The organism is Candidatus Poriferisodalis sp., assembly GCF_965198245.1.
In the GTDB taxonomy this organism is placed as follows: domain Bacteria; phylum Actinomycetota; class Acidimicrobiia; order Acidimicrobiales; family Poriferisodalaceae; genus Poriferisodalis.
Genome location: NZ_OZ240249.1, coordinates 4,186,312 through 4,205,800 on the forward strand (window position 1 = coordinate 4,186,312; position 19,489 = coordinate 4,205,800).

General features: G+C 65.0%; 16 protein-coding genes, 1 tRNA gene and 1 pseudogene. 11 read left to right on the top strand and 7 right to left on the bottom strand.

Going from position 1 to position 19,489, the window contains the following annotated elements:
• Positions 1-32 precede the first annotated feature (32 nt).
• From ACOCMM_RS18595 to ACOCMM_RS18605, 3 genes and pseudogenes are all read left to right on the top strand, one after another.
• Complete coding sequence (locus ACOCMM_RS18595; protein ID WP_419554621.1) at positions 33-1,079, top strand: LacI family DNA-binding transcriptional regulator; 1,047 nt, start codon at positions 33-35, stop codon at positions 1,077-1,079.
• A 16-nt stretch (positions 1,080-1,095) separates the two neighbouring features.
• A complete protein-coding gene (locus ACOCMM_RS18600) occupies positions 1,096-1,407 on the top strand; it encodes a hypothetical protein (protein ID WP_419554622.1) in 312 nt (103 codons plus the stop codon).
• A gap of 443 nt (positions 1,408-1,850) precedes the next feature.
• Positions 1,851-2,456: pseudogene (locus ACOCMM_RS18605) on the top strand (IS21 family transposase); the annotation flags it as partial.
• A gap of 60 nt (positions 2,457-2,516) precedes the next feature.
• Here ACOCMM_RS18605 and ACOCMM_RS18610 read toward each other — a convergent pair.
• Both ACOCMM_RS18610 and ACOCMM_RS18615 read right to left on the bottom strand, forming a co-directional pair.
• The gene (locus ACOCMM_RS18610; protein ID WP_419551538.1) at positions 2,517-3,569 is read right to left on the bottom strand and encodes an integrase core domain-containing protein; all 1,053 of its coding nucleotides are present in this window, start codon (positions 3,567-3,569) and stop codon (positions 2,517-2,519) included.
• The gene (locus ACOCMM_RS18615; protein WP_419551537.1) at positions 3,566-3,886 is read right to left on the bottom strand and encodes a helix-turn-helix domain-containing protein; all 321 of its coding nucleotides are present in this window, start codon (positions 3,884-3,886) and stop codon (positions 3,566-3,568) included. The genes ACOCMM_RS18610 and ACOCMM_RS18615 overlap by 4 nt, the downstream gene beginning before the upstream one ends.
• A 136-nt stretch (positions 3,887-4,022) precedes the next feature.
• Here ACOCMM_RS18615 and ACOCMM_RS18620 point away from each other — a divergent pair, with 136 nt between their 5' ends.
• Together ACOCMM_RS18620 and ACOCMM_RS18625 are read left to right on the top strand one after the other, a co-directional pair.
• Positions 4,023-4,394: a hypothetical protein gene (locus ACOCMM_RS18620; protein ID WP_419554623.1), complete on the top strand. Its 372-nt coding sequence runs from the start codon at positions 4,023-4,025 to the stop codon at positions 4,392-4,394.
• Position 4,395: 1 nt separating this feature from the next.
• Positions 4,396-5,253, top strand: coding sequence for a metallophosphoesterase family protein (locus ACOCMM_RS18625; RefSeq protein WP_419554624.1), 858 nt, complete (start codon positions 4,396-4,398; stop codon positions 5,251-5,253).
• 791 nt (positions 5,254-6,044) lie between these two features.
• Here the strand turns inward: ACOCMM_RS18625 and ACOCMM_RS18630 are convergent.
• Positions 6,045-7,082 (bottom strand): TIGR04255 family protein, encoded by a 1,038-nt coding sequence (locus ACOCMM_RS18630; protein WP_419554625.1) that lies wholly within the window; start codon positions 7,080-7,082, stop codon positions 6,045-6,047.
• 182 nt (positions 7,083-7,264) lie between these two features.
• Here ACOCMM_RS18630 and ACOCMM_RS18635 point away from each other — a divergent pair, with 182 nt between their 5' ends.
• Both ACOCMM_RS18635 and ACOCMM_RS18640 read left to right on the top strand, forming a co-directional pair.
• Positions 7,265-7,390 (top strand): hypothetical protein, encoded by a 126-nt coding sequence (locus tag ACOCMM_RS18635; protein ID WP_419554626.1) that lies wholly within the window; start codon positions 7,265-7,267, stop codon positions 7,388-7,390.
• A 268-nt stretch (positions 7,391-7,658) separates the two neighbouring features.
• Entirely contained in the window at positions 7,659-7,841 is a 183-nt protein-coding gene (locus ACOCMM_RS18640) for a hypothetical protein (RefSeq protein ID WP_419554627.1), read from the top strand.
• 36 nt (positions 7,842-7,877) lie between these two features.
• On the opposite strand, the gene ACOCMM_RS18645 is transcribed toward ACOCMM_RS18640, so the two are convergent.
• Entirely contained in the window at positions 7,878-8,657 is a 780-nt protein-coding gene (locus tag ACOCMM_RS18645; RefSeq protein ID WP_419554628.1) for a hypothetical protein, read from the bottom strand.
• Positions 8,658-8,852: 195 nt separating this feature from the next.
• On the opposite strand from ACOCMM_RS18645, the gene ACOCMM_RS18650 reads away from it, so the two are divergent.
• Positions 8,853-9,917, top strand: a complete 1,065-nt coding sequence (locus ACOCMM_RS18650; protein ID WP_419554629.1) for a hypothetical protein — start codon at positions 8,853-8,855, stop codon at positions 9,915-9,917.
• A gap of 948 nt (positions 9,918-10,865) precedes the next feature.
• Here the strand turns inward: ACOCMM_RS18650 and ACOCMM_RS18655 are convergent.
• Positions 10,866-11,735: a hypothetical protein gene (locus ACOCMM_RS18655; RefSeq protein ID WP_419554630.1), complete on the bottom strand. Its 870-nt coding sequence runs from the start codon at positions 11,733-11,735 to the stop codon at positions 10,866-10,868.
• A gap of 459 nt (positions 11,736-12,194) precedes the next feature.
• Between ACOCMM_RS18655 and ACOCMM_RS18660 the strand changes: the two genes are divergently transcribed.
• A complete protein-coding gene (locus tag ACOCMM_RS18660) occupies positions 12,195-13,565 on the top strand; it encodes a hypothetical protein (RefSeq protein WP_419554631.1) in 1,371 nt (456 codons plus the stop codon).
• Entirely contained in the window at positions 13,562-15,277 is a 1,716-nt protein-coding gene (locus tag ACOCMM_RS18665) for a hypothetical protein (protein ID WP_419554632.1), read from the top strand. The genes ACOCMM_RS18660 and ACOCMM_RS18665 overlap by 4 nt, the downstream gene beginning before the upstream one ends.
• Positions 15,278-15,490: 213 nt before the next feature.
• Here the strand turns inward: ACOCMM_RS18665 and ACOCMM_RS18670 are convergent.
• Positions 15,491-15,567, bottom strand: a tRNA-Met gene (locus ACOCMM_RS18670).
• Between the two features lie 443 nt (positions 15,568-16,010).
• Between ACOCMM_RS18670 and ACOCMM_RS18675 the strand changes: the two genes are divergently transcribed.
• Positions 16,011-16,298: a helix-turn-helix domain-containing protein gene (locus tag ACOCMM_RS18675; protein ID WP_419554633.1), complete on the top strand. Its 288-nt coding sequence runs from the start codon at positions 16,011-16,013 to the stop codon at positions 16,296-16,298.
• A 201-nt stretch (positions 16,299-16,499) separates the two neighbouring features.
• Here the strand turns inward: ACOCMM_RS18675 and ACOCMM_RS18680 are convergent, their stop codons facing one another.
• Positions 16,500-19,430, bottom strand: coding sequence for a UPF0182 family protein (locus ACOCMM_RS18680; protein ID WP_419554634.1), 2,931 nt, complete (start codon positions 19,428-19,430; stop codon positions 16,500-16,502).
• Positions 19,431-19,489: the final 59 nt, after the last annotated feature.

Sequence of the window (19,489 nt, forward strand, 5' to 3'; positions counted from 1 at the left end):
ATAGGTGCAGCGGTGTACACTTACGAGCCGATATGACCCCGCAGCACGACTTGCCGAGCGGCGCCGAGCAGCGACAGCGGGTCACCAGCCGCGACGTCGCCACGGCAGCAGGCGTGCACCAGTCCACGGTCTCCCGCGTGCTTAACGGCGACCAGCGCATCAGCAGCGACACCCGAAAACGAGTCGAAGCCGCCGCAGAGCAGCTCGGCTACGTCCCAAGCAGACGCGCCCAGAATCTCAGAGCGCGCCGAAGTGGCGTCGTCGGCGTCATGGTGCAGGACATCGACAACGCCTTCTATCCACTCCTTCTGTCGGACATGCACCGAGAGCTGACCGCCGCCGGCTATGCGATCGTGCTCATCGTCGATCCGCTGCACCGGCGCGCCGACATGTCGCGCATGCGGCAGCTGTTCGACGACTCCCTCGACGGCGTGCTCATCAGCACAGCCACGATCGACAGCGAGACCCCACGCGCTCTGCACGCCAGCGGGATGCCGCTCGTGCTCGCTGTGCGGTCCGTGCCCAACCTCGACGTCGACACCGTCGAATCCGACAACGTCGCCGCCGGGCGAGAAGCAGCGCGCCACCTCGTCGCGCTCGGCCACACCGACATCGCAGTCGCGATGGGCCCCAAGGAGACCTCCACCACCCGTGACCGACTGCGAGGCGTGCTCGAAATCCTTCAGACCGAGCTGCCGCCCGACCGAGTCATGCACGGCCCGTACCGGCACGAGACGGGCTACGCGATGTGCAGACGGCTGATGATGACAGACAACCCGCCCACCGCCATCATCGCCGGCAACGACGTCATGGCCATCGGCGTGCTCGACGCAGCCTGGCGAAGCGGACTGTCGACACCCGAGGACCTTTCGGTCCTCGGCTTCGACGACATACCCATGGCCGCCTGGCAGGCCATCAACCTCACTACCGTCCGCCAGGACAGCAAGGCCATCGCCGAACAAGCCGCCCGCCGCCTCGTCGACCGTATCGAACAACCCGACAGCCCGCCGCACCACGACATATTCCCCGTCAGCCTCACCGTCAGAGCCACCACCGGGCCGCTGAGAACCGATTCCTGAGGATGTTGCCGTAACGGTGCATCGTGCGGTCGCACGCCACGGCTTCCGGCCGTCCCACGTCGTGGACCATGTGCGCGACATGACAGGGCTGAGATTCACCGCCGCGATGCACGCCGAGGTCGCACGGGCGCTCGGGGTGCGGCCCCCCAAGGGCCAGCCTGATCGGACCATGAGACTCAGCTACGCGGAGTACCTCACCAGCTACAAGGGCTACCTGTACACCCCCGCATGGGTCGAGCGGCTCGTGAAGCAATTCTCCGCGCCAGGCAGATTCGAGGAGCTGACCGGAACGTCGCCAATCAAGATCGACGACGCCGATTCGCCGTGACCGTGCTTTCGCGGCTGCTCTCACATGGCTCCGTCCTCTCAAGGGTCGGAGCCCGCAAAATAATCGGTGAGACTCACTTCTCATCTCACGTATCGATTCAGCGGCACGGAGTCGTCGTAGTTCCGCATCGTTGGCACCAGGGCCCAAGTTGGCCTCTCGAAGCTACGTAGCAACTTGACGTCCAACAGGGCGCCAGCATCTAGAGGCACGTCGCCATAGGGACCAGGGACAAACGCCGCCGATACCCAGGTGTCGGCGGTCATGAGATCCTGCCCAGTGGCGGCCATGTAGCTGCCCGCTGGCGGTCAACAGAACTGCCCAGCGGCGGCCGACAGAACTGCCCGCGTTGAAGTCCGTCTCCGGTCGGGGTCCGCCGCGGCGGGGTGCTGTTCCTACTCGAATGGCCGGTCACCGCGACCGTGGCCGTCGAGCAGGAGGAGCGAGTGAGGTCTGGCGAGGAGATCATGAGCATGTTGGAAGCGTTCGACCTGACTGGGTCGTTGCGGGATGCCGGCGGGCTGGCCGGTTGTTCCCGTCACACCGTCGCCGCGTATGTGGCCAGGCGCGACGAGGGTCGGCTGGGGGGTGCGGGTCCGGTGCGGCGGGAACGGATCATCGATCCGTGGATGGCGAAGATCGAGGAGTGGGTGGAGCGCTCCTGTGGCAAGATCCGCGCCGATCGTTGCTATGCCGAGTTGAAGGCGTTGGGGTTCGAGGGTTCGGACCGCACGGTGCGCCGAGCAGTGGCGGAGGCCAAGAAGAGCTTCGCGGCGGGTCGGCGGCGGGTGTATCGGCCGTGGATCGGCGAGCCGGGCATGTGGGCGCAGTGGGATCGGGGCGCGGGTCCGGTCATTTCTGGGCGAAGGACGGATCTGTTTTGTGCGTGGCTGGCGTGGTCGAGGTTCCGGGTGGTGATCGCGACCTGGGACCGCACCCTGCCCACGGTGATCGCCTGTGTGGATCGGGCGATGCGAGCCTTTGGCGGCGCGCCGACGTATTGGTTGACCGACAATGAGGTGTTTCTGACTCTTCGCGACGGGTTGGGGTTGGGTTCAGACTGCGTCGGTGGGTTGCTGGCGGGTTGTGGTTGGTGAGAGTAGTGGTCTGGGTCATCGTTGGCTCCGGTGCCAGGCTCGGCGTTGTTGGTCGGCGGTGTGCATCCCGTGCTGGCGGGCGGCGCGGATGGTGTCGCCGCGGCCGTCGTGTTCGTCGTTGGGGGTGACGTAGCCGATGGCTTCGTGCAGCCGGACGCTGTTGTGGTGGGCTCGGATCCGTTCGAGTTCGGCGGTGAGCACGGTCGGGTCGGTGATCGTGGTCAGGTGGGGGTGCTCGCGTTTGGCGTGGCCCCACAGCGACTCGATCCAGGCCTGGTCGGTCGGTGTGGAGGGGCGGCCGAAGTGTTGAGCGATCGAGCACAGGGCCATGAACCGGCGGGTCTCGTTGGCGCGCATCTCGGTGCCGTTGTCCGAGATCGCCAGCAGCAACGGGATCGTGGTGTCGTCGGGCGGTTCGGCGTCGGGGTCGTCGAGGCGTGCCCGCAGCTCGTTGGTGAGCAGCCCTTCGTTGTCGAGACCGCGGCTGAACAGGACCCGGGCGGCGACCGAGTCGGGGTTGGCTGTGAGGTGGGTGGAGATCCATTTGCGGCTGACGAGGTCGACGATCGCGTACGCGTGCTTGGCGGCAGCGCAGCGTTCGAACTGGGAGCCGTCCCAGCACCACAGCTGGTTCGGGCGCCATTCATGCCAGGCCGGCCACGGCGTCTTCACGCTGCGCGCGGGCCGCGGATCTCCTTGCAGGGCAAGGCCGTGACGGGCCAGGACCCGATCCACTGTCGATGGCGATACCCACACTCGCTGTTCGTAGGAGCCGCGGTGGGCGAGCTTGCGGTGCGAGCGGTCGATGTCGCCCCAGTCATCGAACAGCGCCAAGATCTCGGCCTCTTCGCACTCGAGGAGCCCATGGATCGGGTTCCCGCCCGCAGCGAGATCCTCGAGGCGGCCGGCGGCTCGGCGTTGTCGCCAGCGCCACACCCTGGCCCGGTCGACCTCGAGGGCCGCGCAGGCCCGGGTGAGACTCCAGCCGGCGCGCACAGCGTCGTCGATCAAGCCGAGCAGCGCTGCTTTGGCGGCCCCGTCGACGCGGGCGGGGATCGGGCCGCTCATCCCCAGTGCGATTTTCCCCGCAGCACCGCCAACTCGACCGCCTGCTCGATCACCGTGGACTGGAGCCGTTCGACTTCGGCGCGCAACGCGGCCGCCTCCGACGCCTCGGCGCGGGACTGGCGCGGCCGGCCCGGCCTGGAGGCCTGCAAAGCGGCGATCGCCCCGTCGCGAGCCACAGCGCGCAGCCGAGCGACCACCGAGCGATCCACCCCCGCCTCGGCCGCGGCGTCCGCTTGGGAAATCTGCCCCGACAGCATCCGCACCCACAAGTCGTACTTCTGCTCCGCTGTCAGCATCCGCTTCGGCTCTCGCTGCATCGACGTCATCGTTGACGGCCTCCATGATCAAGGCCAGCCACCATCTCAGATGCAACCTGAAAGAACCAGAATCCCGTCGCGTTAAGTCAGACGCAACACACATGACATGTTGGGGTTCGTCAGCAGATGCATCGGCATGTCCCGCGCCGGGGATGACAGTCTCGATCTGCCGCCCGGGCACGTGGACCACATGGTCGACGACTTGCCCAAAGAGCATGTCCAGAGGTGGATCGACAACGGTGGCCTGTTGGTGGTGCTGGCCAGTGACGGGCTGATCCCCCCGGTCCTCGAAACTCACTACCGTGAGTGGTTCGACGACGATCCCGACGACAACTCCCTCGGCTTCGCGTTGCCGGCGGATCGGCGCGGCACCGCTTCGAACGCGGCGGACACGCTGATGGACGCCGCCCGTGTCACAGGTCTGAGCGACAACACCACGATCGCTGTGGCCCGCCTCATACCCGACCGCTCAGCGGACTCTGCCGGTTCAATGGCCTCGGAGAGTTGAGATGGCTGCGCGGGACATGTTCGAGTTCACGACCGACAAGAGGTGGGACGACACAGCCGAGGTCGCCCCCGACGCGGTCTGTGACGTGCTGGTGGTCGGCGACATCCACGGCACCAAGACACACCTCGCCGACGCCATCACCCGCGCCGTCGACCTCGGCGCGCAGGCGATCGTGCAGGTCGGCGATTTCTGGCTGGCGGATCGACACTGGAGCCGCTTCAGCTCCGTCCAAGCCGACTACATGCAGGCTGCTTGCGACTCGCCGCTGCCGATCATCGTGATCGACGGCAACCACGAGATCTGGCCGGCGCTCGGCCGATACGCCCTCACGCCCGCCGCCCGCGAAGCAATGCAGGCGCGGCGGCCGCTGCATCTGGGCGGGTCGCTGTGGTGGGCGTGGCGCGGCAGCGTCTGGCGCTGGAACAGCCACGCATTCGGCGCGCTCGGCGGCGCCGTGTCGCCCGACAAGCGACTGCCAGAGGTGCGCCACTACCGATGGCCCGAAGAAGCCCTCGACGAGGATGATGTCGAGCGGCTCATCGCGAACACCGAAGCGGAGTTCGACGGCCGGCTCGATGTGCTGTTCACCCACGACGCCCCCGCACAAGTCCAAGGCCTCAAGTCAGGCATGACCGGCATCCCCTTCGACGTGCTGCGAGAAGCAGAACACGGTCGACGGCTGCTGGCCGAATCCGTCGACCGCACCCAGCCCGAGTTCGTGCTGCACGGCCACTGGCATCAAGCCAATCGTGAACGCATCGGCGAGCGCACCGAGGTGATCGGTCTCTCCGAGGATGGACGACAGAACCACGCCGCACTGCTCAGCACAAAGACGTCACTGGTCGCCGCGTACACCTAGCCGGCGCGACACACTCCGCAATCAGCGTGGCGAAACGCCACCAGGCGATGCTGGGTGTGGCGTTGCTTCTCCCGGTCGTCCATCAGGACTTTCTCTCACGAGAACCCCTGACGTTCAACAACCTCCGCCAGTTTCAGATCTAGGCGGCTGGTGCTAGCCAGATCAGTCTCAGTTGGTGGTGACTACGAAGAACACGGAACTCGACATACCAACCAGCATGTACGTGGTAGCGCCTTGTGATGTCTGACTGGTCGGGGACCTGTTGGCCAGGCATCTCAGCGGTGGACTGGCGTTTCACGATTCTCATCGCTTCTAGCGCAGCCTCGTGTTCGTTCTCGTCGTAGCCCTGCAACATCTCAGCAAGACGTTCTACGCCGCCGTCGGGATAAACCCAATTCCATCCGTCAGGCGATCTCACCGTTCGCTTCGGCGGCGCGACAGAGCTTCCGCGAGTTCGTCAAGTGACATCTCGTTCTCGCGTTGTGAGCCTCGCTGCACCCAATCTTGGTGGTATGCCTCTTCGAGTTTGCGGGCTTCCGCAAGTGTGCTGCCTCCGAACGGCGATGCGCCGACCCGAGAGGGCGGCTGTGGCACAGCAGTCGGCGCGTCATTTCGTTGGCTGGGCTTTCGACGCGGTTTGGTGCCGCGTCTTGCGCTGGACGGTGAGATGTGTACGTGTGCCCGTGTCCCCAACAGTCTGATCGTCTGCCCCGATGATCGTGCGTTGCGGCCTGGACTGTTCCTCGCTGTCACGATTCCGGGTGTCTTGATGCGGGACCTGGACTGGGTGCTCATCGCTCCAACCCCCATATGGCGTGGGCGTGCTCAGTTGTAAGGGACACAAAACCCTTGACGATCTGTTCATGGGCTGCGTTCAGGACCGCGAGCGCACCGTCGAGGCCGAGCGACGGGGCAAGGCCGCGCGAGGCGAGATGGATGATGAGCATGCGTTCTTCTTCGACAGTGACGGGGCCAATTTCTATGTCGAGCCATTGGCACGGTTCGGGGACGTGAAAGTGCAGGTACGTCGCCGCTCTGTAGGGCTCGGACAGAAAGTCGTTGCTCATTTCGCCGCTCCACGGGGCAACGATCGAGGCGGTGTCCTCTGGGCCGGTCCAGCCGTTTTGTGCGGTGATGTAGTTGAGGTAGAACACTTCGCAGATGTCGGGCTCCAAAGGCGTCCCGGCGACGCTCTCGACGTGCTGCCATGCCTTCTCGAAGAATTCTCGTATCTGTTCGTAGCGTGGGTAGTCCTCGGTGGGGTCGTCGTCGGACCAGTTGACCATGAGACGGTCCGGTTGGATCTGCACCACCCTGCTGCCGGGTGCGTTCTCCAGCCACAGCCGCTCGCCGGGTGCGTCTTCGTCCGCGGTGGCTCCGCTTTCAGGCAGCAGATCCATCCTGGTAAGCACCTGTCGCGAGTGGCGTTCGTAGTCGGGCCATGCGGCTGCAAGTGAGTCTGCGTGTTCCCATGGCAGCGGTTCCGCGAACTGTGCGATGAGCCCGACTTCTACGACTGGGGGGCGGTCAAACGTGGGGAAGCCCGTCGCTGTCATGCCGTTTCGGTAAAATCGGGTGGAGCCAAGGCCGCACTCTCCTGTCTTGCCTATGACGTTGGGATCCCACGCGGAGCGCTCCCAAGTATCTGTATTCCATCCTGACACAGGATCTAGCAGGTGGGCGGCAATCTGGTCAGTCGTGACGTCCAAGCCGTCGACCGCTCGCAGCCCGAGCTCGTGCTGCACGACCACTGGCACCAAGCCAACCGCGAACGAATCAGCGACCGCACCGAAGTGATCGGACTCGCCGAAGACGGACGGTCCAACCACACTGCGCTGCTCAGCACACAGCCGACGCTCAAGATTTTCTGCAGGTAACGGGATACGGCGCCCTCGCCGACCCGGAAGGCGAGACAGCGAAATTGCGGATTGCGCTCAAGAGCGCTTGTTCTAGGTTGCGGGGATGGCCGACACAATCAGCGTTCGCCTCAGCGACGAAGAACGAGCGATGCTTGCCAAAGAGCAGACCCGCCGACGCGCCCCTCGCGAGCTTCATGGACGAGTGGGAAACCGAGTCCGGTCCACCAGACCCCGACAGTGTCGCCGCAATGCGCGAGCGATTCTTCGCGGAGCGGTGATTCTCGAAGCTGGAGCGCTGACCGTCATCCAGAAGCGCAAACCCGGCCGTTTGCCGCAGCAGTCACGGTTCCGGGATCGTCGCCGTGCCGACCGGGGCCGACGCGCCCGCACGCTCAGTCGGTCCCACTTCGGAGCGAGACGGCGCAACCGGGACCTGACTCATCGAAGCGGAACTTGTCGCCACAACGCCATCCGCGACCCGGGCAGAGCGACGATCCCCCTGTCGATCCGGCCGGCCTGTCTGGCAGCTCCAGTTACGCTGAACCCGTGTCGGCAACCGGCGACCCCCACCGACCGGCCCACAACCCGGCCGTGGCCGAGGCGTTCCGGCAGATCGCCGACATCTACGTCGAGGCCAGCCGGGAACTGACCGAATCCGACCCGGACCTGTGCCTCGACGTCCCCGAACCGTCGCCGTCGACACTCTCTTGCGAGCCCGATTGGGGTTAGAGGTAGCAGCGCACACAACCTCAGGCGAAGTGACACCTAGTCGGTATCGGCTGCCAAGGCGCTTTCGCCGTCAGAGCGTCGCCATCGCAACGTCCGTCTGGTCCGTACCTTGCTGCGCTCCACAAGCGCATCAATCTGCTCAGTGAACAACGGCTTTGCGACATCCAGCAGGAACTGCTGTGACGGGTTGACCGCATCCGAGTCGTGCTCCCCGACGACGCTCTCATCCGCCATGTTCTGAGCGAAGCGGCCAAGAGCCAAGAACGCCAAGGCTTGATGCCTGAAGATCAAGCCCGCCACTCGGTGCTGTTCCCCTTGGTCCGATGCGTACTTCGACATCCAGATGAGGATTGCGACACCAGCCCCGGCAGGACTGCGGAACGCCCATTCCCAACCCTCGGCGGGTGACACGACGTTCAGGGCCGTCGTCGCGACGGCAGCAGCAACGGCTGCCCATCGGTACCTGATCGATCTCTCGTGCCACTGCGCAGCGAGTTCGCCCTCAGCGTGCGCTGTGTCGCTGTGTGATCCGCCCAAGGCTGTCTCCGTCGAGATCCGATGCACCTCTTCGATGCTTTCCAAGAGCTCCTTAGAGCGAGCCCTGTTCGCGCCCGCCGCTTCTATTGCCGTGGCGATCTCGTTGTCGAGCCCAGCGAGGTCTGAGCGGGTCTCTGAGACCATCTCATCCAGTGCCTTCTTGGCCTCAATCCCAATCCCCTTCCTGATCTCGTCGGCTTCCTTCTCTACAGATCGAGCTGCGGCGTACATTCGATCCCGAGATCGGCGTTCGGCCACGCCGAATCTGTCGTCAGACATCGCTTACCTCGATCATTCTTCGCGAGAGCCTCGGCATCGCATGCTCTCCGCGACCTCACACGGCAGCATGCAGAGGACTCGTCGAACGGTGGCGGTGGATGCCAGGTGAGGCACCGTGCCCTGAAGCTAATGCGGAGACGTCAGGGCACGGAGATCCCAACCGGGCGACACGACACGTCCTTATGGTGCATCACCATGAGATTGCTCCCACGACGTCGCCCCAAGGATGTTCTGCTTCCTGGGATCTGGCCTTCTGAGCTGCTGTTCTACGACACGGCGCAGAGTTTCGTTTTCGAGCGCGACGACGGCTGGGATGTGAGCACCCGCCATCCCGGCCACCGATTCGTCGCATGGGAACTCGCTGTCCGCTATGAGACCGCGTGTCGCTTGGCTGAGTTGCACTACACGCAGATCTGTGACGGGCCGACTGACGATGAGTACGCAGTCCGTGTCGCTGAGATCGAACGGCTGCTCGGCGAGGCCGACCGGCTGTCGCAGTTGGAGCGCTCGATACGCCCCGCTCTCCCCGACGATGCGACTGCAATCCGGATACTGGCGTCATCACCCCGCCCGCAGCCGACCATGCCTGAGGCATCCCGGCTCGAATCACTGGCACGGGACCATCTGCCTGACTACACCCCTATGCACGCCAAGCTCGCTCAACTGGAAGCCTCATCCCCTCCGTTCAACCCGCAGGTCCACAACTTCCTGATAGAGGTCGATCGACAGATCCCCGGTGTCGGCATTCACACAGCTGTGTGGGATGGAAATGACAAGTACGACTACCCCTTCGACTACGAGTTCGAAGCGGTCCTGAGGCCGCTCCGGTACGTACCCGTGTATCTCAGCTTGGCTTGGGGCGACCCCATTCATGTGCGTTCTGTCGTTCAGATGGCGACAGCGCATCTCGAAGGCTGCGTCAAGAAGGCGCTGGACAAGAGCGATGCCAAGCGGCCTCTCGGAGCGCTCCTCGGCACCCCTGCTGCGAAGAATCTCATGCCCTCAGACGCGCTCGCCGGCGCAGGCGAATTCATGAGGCTCGTAGGGAACCCGTCCAAGCACGACTACACCAACGACCGGAGCCGTGGCTCCGTGTTCATCTACGAAGATGCTGTGTTCGCCTACCTCTTGGCCCGGCGTTTCGGTGCTCAAGCGCTGGGGCTCAGCGGACACCTCGAAGGCTTGGTCGCCGCCGCCGAAGACGCGACACGCCACGACCGCTACTTTCGCGGAGCACAACTACCCATTCACAGCAGATGAGAGTGGGTGGGGACTATTCGAACCCTCGGTCATAGAAGCTGACACGCACCTCAGCGACCGCAGCGCGGCACCGGCGAAGCACCTCCTGGTCATTGGCGAGGCCGCCGCAGTTGAGTGCATTGTCGGGCAGGTTCGACAGGCAGGGTTCGTAGGTGGGATGACAGTCGCCGCCGGCTGGGAGCGTTCCAGAGCGAACTCCAAGGAACGAAGGCCAAGCTCCGCGCTCGTTGCCGGATTCCGCCGTGGTCGCTCACCGGCATGTCCTCAGCGTCGCAATCCACGTCTTGGCACCGACTCTTTCGGTCACGCGTCCTGTCTGGCGGCTGCAGCGAATTCGCCATACGGACGGAAACGAGCTACGTCGGCGCTGCGTTGAATCTGTTCGTACGTTGACTCGCTGACTAGCGTGAGACGCCTGATCGACGACATCGGGTAGGTGTCGCCTATTTCGAAGTACACGACTGAGCTGGCGGGAGGTGCTTGCCCGCCTCCGCCACCTAGTTTCACTTGCCATGCATAGTCGGCTGCATTGTCCGGCGGCAGACGTCGCGCGGATGCAACCGCCCGCAACTCGACGCGTCTCCCGTCACGACGATCTTCCTTGAAAGTCACATAACCGCTCATTACCGTGCTCCTTCCAAATGCAGGGGACCCAGAGCATGGCGCACTGACACACAGACCGCCCGCCATTTAGAGCCGTCATCCCTACGCCCGCACCACTGCCTTTGGTCACCGCATCCGACTGGGCTTCCACTCCGCTCATTGCTCAAGAATGCACAGCCCCGCTGCGCGCTGCTTCCGTCTCTGCGCCTCGGGATGTAGGTGTTGTCGTGGAATTGGTCCGACATGGCCACCTTTACGGTGGCACCTTGCCTGCTCGCGCTCACATGTCTCTGCAGACTCGCTCTTGTTCCGCTTCTGCTCCCGGCAAGCAGATGCAGAGGCAGGTCAGGATCCCCCAGATCCGCGCCGTCGGTTCCGGGCGAATCGCATTTCCCGGAGGTTCCATCTCGAGTCGGGTGACCGTCGGACTCGTGGTCGTGCATCAGCTCCAAGACGGGGCTTGGTGCGGATTTGTCCTACGTACAGGATCAGGTCCGGGGGGCTGTGCTTGACCTTTCTGATGGCTCGGTCGATGTTGTTGGTGCCGATGGTCATGTCGCGGGTGTGGATCGTGTCGGTGTCGTCGGTGTGGAGGCGTGGCTGTCCTCGTGGGGTTCGTCTCAGGGCGAGCCCGGCGGGTTCTTTGCATTGGAACAGCTGTGCCAGCAGCTGCCACAGAGGCACGGTCTCGAGCGCGACGGCGTGCTGGGTGGCGTGGGGCCGGTACGTGAGCTGGCCTTGATGGAATTGGACTTTCGCGGTGCGGCTGCCTTTGCGGTGTTGCAGCTGTGACAGCAGTCTGCTCGCGCCGATGGCGACGGAGTGCTTCACGAAGTGCTCGATCGCAGGAGGGGCGACACCCGTCTGGGTCCTGGTTTCCCAGCCGGCGGTCAGCCACTGGGACAGGTCCGGTATCACGTAGATGACGTCTGGGTGATTGAGTTCGCGGAAGCCTGCGTCATGCGCGGCGACCAGCTCCAGGTTGATCCTGATGTAGGAGTCGATGGATCCAGTTGAGGGCGGCTGGGCGTCCGCAGACGGAATCTGCTCGGGCGTGGTCGGCTTGACGATGAACCACTTGGCGAGCGCGTCCGGCCAGTGGCTGATGCTGTTCGCGTCCTCGTGTGTGCAGATCCAAGTCTCGGGTCCCAGGGCAGTGAACAGCGCTTGGAGGGTCCACGTTTCGACGAGTCTTCGGGAGACGATGCGGGCCATGGTTCGGGTTCCTCGGCTCGCATCGTCGCGCGAATCGACGGCGCGTATTGCCCCGTCCTCGTCCGAGAGCGCGACTGGATCGAACCGCCGCTAGCGACAGCTAACGCTCTCAGCTCCCCCCGCCGCGAGCGCCCCTTCGCGGACCCGAGTCACTTGCGCCCCGGCGCTGTGCGCCCTTCGGGGTCCGCGCGCGATACCCAGATGAGTTGATTTTTCTGATTCATGCGCTGAGCCGCATAGACACTGAGGAGTTGCGCTTCGACCTGGCAATCGCGGCGCTCCCAGTGGGTGCACGTGATTACTGCTCAGAGGTAGCAGCCGCAGTGCCGGTCGCCATTTCGGCAAGCGACACCGCGGCTGCTGAACCCGGCAAATGAGAACTTACCGACCCGTCGTCGATGCGGCCCCGCAGACCGCCAGGTGCCACCACCGGGACGCGCGCGGTTTCGAGGTGCTGCTGTGACGGGCATCGCCGCCGGCGGGGCCCAAGGAGACAAGGGCCGGCCGGAGACGGCAGCCGTCTCGGCTGACGAGGCCTCCCGCGGCCGCGAGGCGAGCGGGAGCATCCGTGGGTCGATCCCGCTGATCCTCGCCGAGCTGCGGAAGATCGACGGGCTGAGTCCCGCAACCAGGAGCAATCTGCTGTGGCTCGCGAAGAGCCTGCTGGAGTACTTGGCTCGCGTTGCCGGTGACCGCTGGGACAACGTCGCCCTACAGATGTTCGTTGCCTGGTGCGACGGAGACTGGGCAGATCCCGATACGGGTCGTCGGCCGGGTCAGTCTCGGCTGTCGAAGAAGCAGCGCCGCTGGGCAGTCCCTCGGGCCGTTCAGGCCGCGATCGCCACAGGGTCGCTGCCGTCTGACAGTGCGATCGCGGAACTGGCGAACACGTCGCGGCAGCGCAGACGCCCTGAAGGTGTCACAGGCGACGACCCGGAACACATCGCGCTCGCCATCGAGCTCTGGTGCCCCAGAGACGAACGGTCCATTTCTGCGACTCACTTGTTGGCGACTGCACGCGAGTGGGTGACCCGCACCGGCCCGCCGTCGGGATCCTCGGCGACCGCGTGGCTGCGGATCGTGACCGATGCGCTGCTGTGGTCCGAGGGCGAGCTCGGCACCGCCGATCCCGATTACGTGCTGCATCCCCGCAACGTCGAAGCGTTCACCATGGACCCTGCCCGTGGCTGGTCCGACGGCTGGCGCGCCCAAGTGCGTTCTGTGCTGCGTCGCGTCGGGCGGGAGGTCAGCCCGCAGCTGTGGCCCGACGGTCCTGTGTCGGTCGGGGCGAGAGATGCCGTGGTGCCGTACTCGGCGGTCGACGAGTTCTCGTTCCGCGAGTCCGCCTTGATGGCGGGCCGCAAGCGGCGTTGCGAACGGCTGTGGCTGGTCGCCGCGACGCTCGGCGCGGGGCTGCGAGGAACTGAGGCCTACGGGCTCGGTCCGGGCGATCTGGTGAGTCTCGACGCGGGACGGCTCGGCATCGAGATTCAGCGCGACCGGCAGCGAATCGTCCCCATCCGCGAGCGGTACACCGCCCTCGCCATCGAGGCCCGCGACCTGTGCGGCGGCGACCGGTTCTTCGAGAGCGACAATCCTGCAGCGCCGTCGAGACTCGCAACGCGACTCGCCGTCGACGGTCTCGGGCGGCTGAAGCTGCACCGCGCCAGGGCGACGTTCGTGTGCGCGCACATCAACGCAGGCACCCCGCTCGACGTCCTGCACGAGATCGCCGGACCGATCACCGGCTCCTATCTCCAACAGATGCTCGCCCACTGCGCCGAACCGGCCGACCCCGTCGGCACAGCCATCAGGGGGCTCACAGCATGAGCCGCCGACTGACCCCGTCCAAACGGCACCACGCGGCCGGCGAGCTCACGGATGCACAGATCGTGGCCCGACTGAAGGCACATCAGGAGCCTCCAGGTCATCCCCAGTCCACCGTGTTCCGCAAGACGCCCGACGGCAGGCACATCCGCGAACTCAAGATGCTATTCGAGGCCGCAGGCGTGCTTCCCTACCTCGAGCGCAAGCTTCGGCGAAGCGGACCCAAACCGCGGCTGAGCGTGCGCACTCTGCTGATCGCGTTGTTCTACGTCGCCGGCGAATGGAACACCTACTGGCGCACACATGTCGCCAACTTTCTGGCGAGCCTGGAACCCCAAGACGCCGTGGACCTCGGCGTGCAGCCGCTGGACGCGCTGCTCAAGCCCATCTCCTACGACGTCGTGTGCAAGCAGGCCCGACGCCTCGAGCAAGCCCTGCGCGAAGGCTGGACCGACGAGGACGGCACCCACTGCCACCTGCGCTGGTTCACCACTGCCCTCATCTATGCATCAATGCCGCCGCGCATCGCCCGAATGATCGAACACGTCGCGATGGACGCAACCGCCGTTCCCTCATGGGCCAGATGGAAACAACCCGACGACGACGGCCGCCACGGCTCGGACCCTGACGCGACGCTCAGCCATCGCAGCGGCAACTCAGAGCACGGACCCGGCCCGTTCTACGGCTACTTCCTCACGACTGGCATCGCAGTGAGGTCCTGGCACCTGACCCGCAGCACCAAGACAGTGAAGTTCGGTCCCCCTGTGCCTCCCTATGTGGTGTCGCTGATATTCGAGACCGCCGCCGCCAACGTCGCCACGACGGGCATCGATGCCATGGAAGACGCATTGAGCCTGTGCCCGAACATCTCAAAGCTCGTCGTGGACCGCGGCTACAGCCAGCTCGGACCGAGCTTCAACCGCCCAATCCACACCATCAACATCGACATCACCATGGACTACAAGGAACCAGCACGCACGGGCGTCAAGCCAGTCAGGCTCGGCCCCAGCGGCTATCCCGCGTTCCTCCACGCCGGCACCTTCCTGCACGCCTGCACCCCGCCCAACTGGCGCAAACCCCCGGCAGGACTCAAGGGCGAGGAGCTCCGGGAGTTCTACACCGAACGAGCCCAACGCTTCGGGCTGAGAGTCCACCGGCACCTCGACGGCGGCGCCAAGCAACTCTCGTCGCCCACCCGAGACGGACGCCTCAACATCGACCCCAACCGGACCGCCGGGCCGAGACGACAGCCCCTGTACCCGCCGCCGGCGGACCTCACCGGGATCTTCAAGAACCTCCCCCAGGAGATCCTCCACCAGGGACTCATCACCGCAATCGTCGAAGACCTCGACTACTTCCAGTGGCCACCGTGGGGCACACCGCTGCACGACCAGGTCTACGGACAGCGCAATCCCGCCGAGAACATCTTCGCCCAGATCAAGGACGAGAACGGCCTCTCCAAGAAGGTCAACCGCATCATGGGCAGCGCCGCCCGCCACATCATGTGCCTAGCACAAGCCGTCTGGTACAACCTCAAGCTCACCCGCAAGGGCGAAGAAGAACTCAAAGCCACAAAGCAGGCTCGGCGAACCGCCAACAAAACACGTACCGCAACCAACACACCCGAACAACGGGAAGACGCCGACCAACCGGCCTCGAGCCAGCCAGCCGGCGATGCGCCCGACTCCCCCGCACGCCCGCCGCCACCGACATAGCTCAAGACCAATAGCTCAATGAGGCAGACGGCCACCAAGCCGTCTGCTTCGCCGCGCGCGTCCACACACAGCCAGCGGCCTGATTTGCGCGAACCGCCAAGACAGCACGTCAACAAGTCCGAAACCGGTGCCGAAACGCGCAGAAACGGGCCGAATCGGCCCGTTTCCAATGGAACTGGCCAACACAAATGGGGTGCACTGGCCAAGACCCCTTGGTGGCGGGGGCAGGATTTGAACCTGCGACCTTCGGGTTATGAGCCCGACGAGCTTCCAGACTGCTCCACCCCGCGGCGAGAGCGACAACACTACCAGCGGCCGTTCGAAGCCAGCAAGGCCGTGGACTCCAACTGCCTGCTCCGCGTTGCGCCATCAGCTGTCGAGAGATTCCCCGACGGGGCGCACTGACTCCCGAAAACCACACGGGCGTTCCAAAGCGGCCTAGCTACGGTCCGCCAGGTGGAGGGCTGGTGGAGGCCGGAGGTGTTCGAGGCCGACGACGGCACCGTCCCGTTCGAGCGATTCACCGATGGCCTCTCAGACTTCAAGTTCGTGGCTCTCGACGCGGCAATACGCCATGTTCTCGCAGTCCGTGGTCTCGAGCTCGTGCGAACCGAATGGCTCAAGCCCGGCGATTGCTCGTGCAGTTCAAGGTGCGCCAGCGCCGCGAGCGGCGATCCTGCGATTGACTTGATATGTGTAATTCACCATAATAACGTATGGGAGGTCGCCGCTGATGGCACGCGCCTACGACGAAGTGGTTGCGGCGCGCCGAGCGCGCGTTGGTCCAGACGCGGCAGCACGCGGCGAGGTGCTCGCGCAGGCATACAGCATTGCCATGCAGGTCGTTGAGCTACGCGAGAAGCACAGCCTGACCCAAGCCCAATTGGCTGCGCAGTGCGGTGTCAATCAGGCCGATATCTGCCGAATTGAACGCGGTGCGATGAGCCCCACTGCGCGCACGCTGCAGCGGATCGCTGACGCTCTCGATGCCGACGTTCGCCTCGTGGCCCGCGCCACTTGACGGGTTCGCACAGCCGCCCTGAGCGCGAGCGGGTTATTGGATGCGTCGCTGAGCGCGGGCTTAGAGGCCGCGCGGATAGGTGACGTCTCGGAAACTTGTTGTCACGCTTTCTTTGTGCAATTTTGCCGTCTGTGGCGGCATTTCTGCGCAAAGTCCAAGCCGTCGGGGCTGCCGGGCATCGCCACCTATCCGCTCACGCTCTTAGCCGGTGGCGGCTTGTTCGAGAATGCGGGCGGCCCTGGCGATAAAGCGCTCGGCCTCGTCGACTGCCTCCTGGTAGGCCGCGAGGTCGCCTTCGCGCAGCGCCGCATCGGCCCGGTTGAAGGCACTCGCGGCCCGCTCGAGCAGGTTGCTCACCGTGTCGGTATCCACGGACGGCTCTGGCTCGTCGTCGGCAGGCGCGGCAGGCGCCGGCTCATCCTCGACCTCGGGCGTCGCGGCGGGCGCGGCACCGTCCAGCCGTATCGTCCCGTTCCCGATGTCGATGTCAGCTCCGCCGATCGCCTTCTCGAGCGCTCCCTCGAACGTCTCGGAGATCGCCACGTTCGAACCGATGCCGGCAATCACCAGCTGTAGCTCGGGCACCGCCGTCGGCCCGGTCGCCGCAATGAACAGCGGCCGCACATACAGCAGCGAGTTCTCCACCGGGATCAGCAGCAGGTTGCCGGGCCGCACCACCGAGCCGTTCTGGTTCAGCAGCGTCAGACGCTCGGAGATCTCCTCTTCGGTCTGGATGTTCGAGTTGAACAGTGCCGGACCGTCGATCGGCTGATCGGAACGGATCTCGAACACCTGGATCTGGCCATACCGGTCCGGATCGTTGTGGACCACCATGAAGCCTTCGAGGTTCTTACGAGAGTCGTCTTCGGAGAACGGCACGAACGGCCGGAAGATCACAAACGAGGCAGAGTCGTCCCCCGGCAATCGGAACAGCAAGTACTGCGGCGAAATCCGAGCCTCGACGGTGGCAATCACCTGCCCAGTCGTCTCGTCACGCACCGTCTCGACCGTCGTCTGCCCGATCGAATCGCCCGGGTCCTGCGCAACCGCCCACGCACCGGCCGCGTCGTAGAACTCCGACGGCCTGTCCAGGCGGTAACGGCCCCACGCATCGGTCTGCACCCGGAACAGGTCCTCCGGGTACCGGAAGTGCTCACGCAGCTCGGCCGGCGGCGGGCCATCGGCAAACAGCGCAGGGAACTGCTTGATGTAGGACTGCACGATCGGATCGTCGTCGTCCACCACATAGAACGTGACCGTCCCGTCGTGGGCGTCCACCACGGCCTTGACGGAGTTGCGCACGTAGTTCAGCGGCTGACGCAGGTCGCTTCCGGGCGTCGCCGCCCGTGAATTGGTCCGCTGCGCATACGGGAACTGCGACGTGGTCGTGTAGGCGTCGAGCACCCACTGCACCTTCCCGTCGAGGACGACCGGATAGGGGTCGTTGTCATAGGACAGGAACGGCGCCAGCAGACGCACCCGATCGGTGATGTCACGGTTGTAGAGGATCCGGCTGTCGCCGGTGATCTCACCCGAGACCAGCAGGTTCGGCTCGGCGAAACGCATTGCGAACGCCAGCCGCCGCAGAATGCCGCCGATGCCTACCCCGTCTTCACCGTCGTAGCGGGTCGTCTCGGTGCGGTCGTCGTCGTCCTGGAAGTCGACCTCGGCACGCCGGGCGCCCACGATGGCGTAGCCGGGCAGATCCTCGCCCACATACAGCCCGGGCTCGTCCAGCTCCAAGGCCTCAGCACCCGCAGAGATCACATTCGGGATGTCGCCCAGTGCGTACGCCGGCCGGCCGTTCGCGTCCACCGCATTGGCCGGCGCCGCCGCCACGCCATAGCCGTGGGTGTAGGCGACGTGCTCGGTCTCCCACGTGTCGGTCGGCAGCTCGGTGGGTCGAAGCTCGCGGGCCGCCAGCACGATCTGGGTGACCTGGCCGTCGATCTCGTACCGGTCCACGTCGATGTCGCGGAAGTCGTAGAAGCTCTTGATGCCCTGGGTCTGCTGGAACGTGTCCCGCATGACCGCAGGGTCAAGCAGGCGCACGTTACGGACCGTTTCGAAGTTGTTCTCGATGTCGGTGACCGTCAGTTCTGGTTCGTACTGGAACTCACTCGACGTCACGTCGTCGAGCCCGAGCGCGATGCGGGTCATGTCGATATTGCGCTCGATGTAAGGCGCCTCCCGGGTGGACTCCGAGGGCTCCACCTGGAAGCGCTGCACGATGGCCGGGTACGCCGCTCCCGCCAAGCCGGCAACGACCGCCCACAACGCCACCGCGATCACCGGGTAGGTGAAGCCGCGCCGCCAGATGTTCACGATCAGCAGCAAGAAGCTGAAGATGCTGATGATCATGAGCAGCCGCAGGACCGGCAGCTGCGCGTTCACGTCGGTGTAGGTGGCGCCGTCCACGAAGCCCCGCGTCGACAGTGTCAGCTCGAATTGGTCGAAGTAGTACCCGACGGCCTTGATGAGCGCCAGCAGGCCCAGCAGCAGCGACAGGTGCGCCTTCACCTGCGGTATGACCCGGCTGCCTGCGGGTGCTTGGACCCGGATTGCCCCGTTCAGGTAGTGCCAGATGGTGGTGAAGATGAACGTCACCAGAACGGCAGCGAAGGCCCAGCCGATCAGGAAATTGAAGAACGGCAGGCGGAAGATGTAGAAGCCGACGTCGCGGCCGAACTGCGGGTCAGCGAGGCCGAATTCGGTGCTGTTGATGAAGAACAGCCACGCTTCCCACTGGCCCGAGACGCCCGAGCCGACCATGAACGCCAGGATCAGCGCTACGGCGAGACGAATGAGGCCGCGGCGCCGGCGGCTCATCTGACGCCAGCGGGCGGCGATGTCCTCGGGCGGGCCTGGAGGAGCCGACTTGGCGGCGAGGCGCTCGGCGATGAACAGGTTCACCCACAGCAGGACGAAGAAGATCGCTGTGAACAGCAGGCCGAGGCCGATCTTGGCCCACAGCACCTTCCACCACACCGAGGCGAAGCCCAGGCTGTCGAACCACAGGTAGTCGGTGTAGAAGCCGGCGAGGCCGCGAATGGACAGCAGCAGGATCAGCCCGGCGCCGATGACGATGCCGATGATCAGGCGGAAACGGTTGATGTTTCGGCGGCGGGGCACCCGTCGGGGACCTTGGGGTCCTTGGGGACCCTGTGGTCTCCCCGGCGGTTCAGAAGACG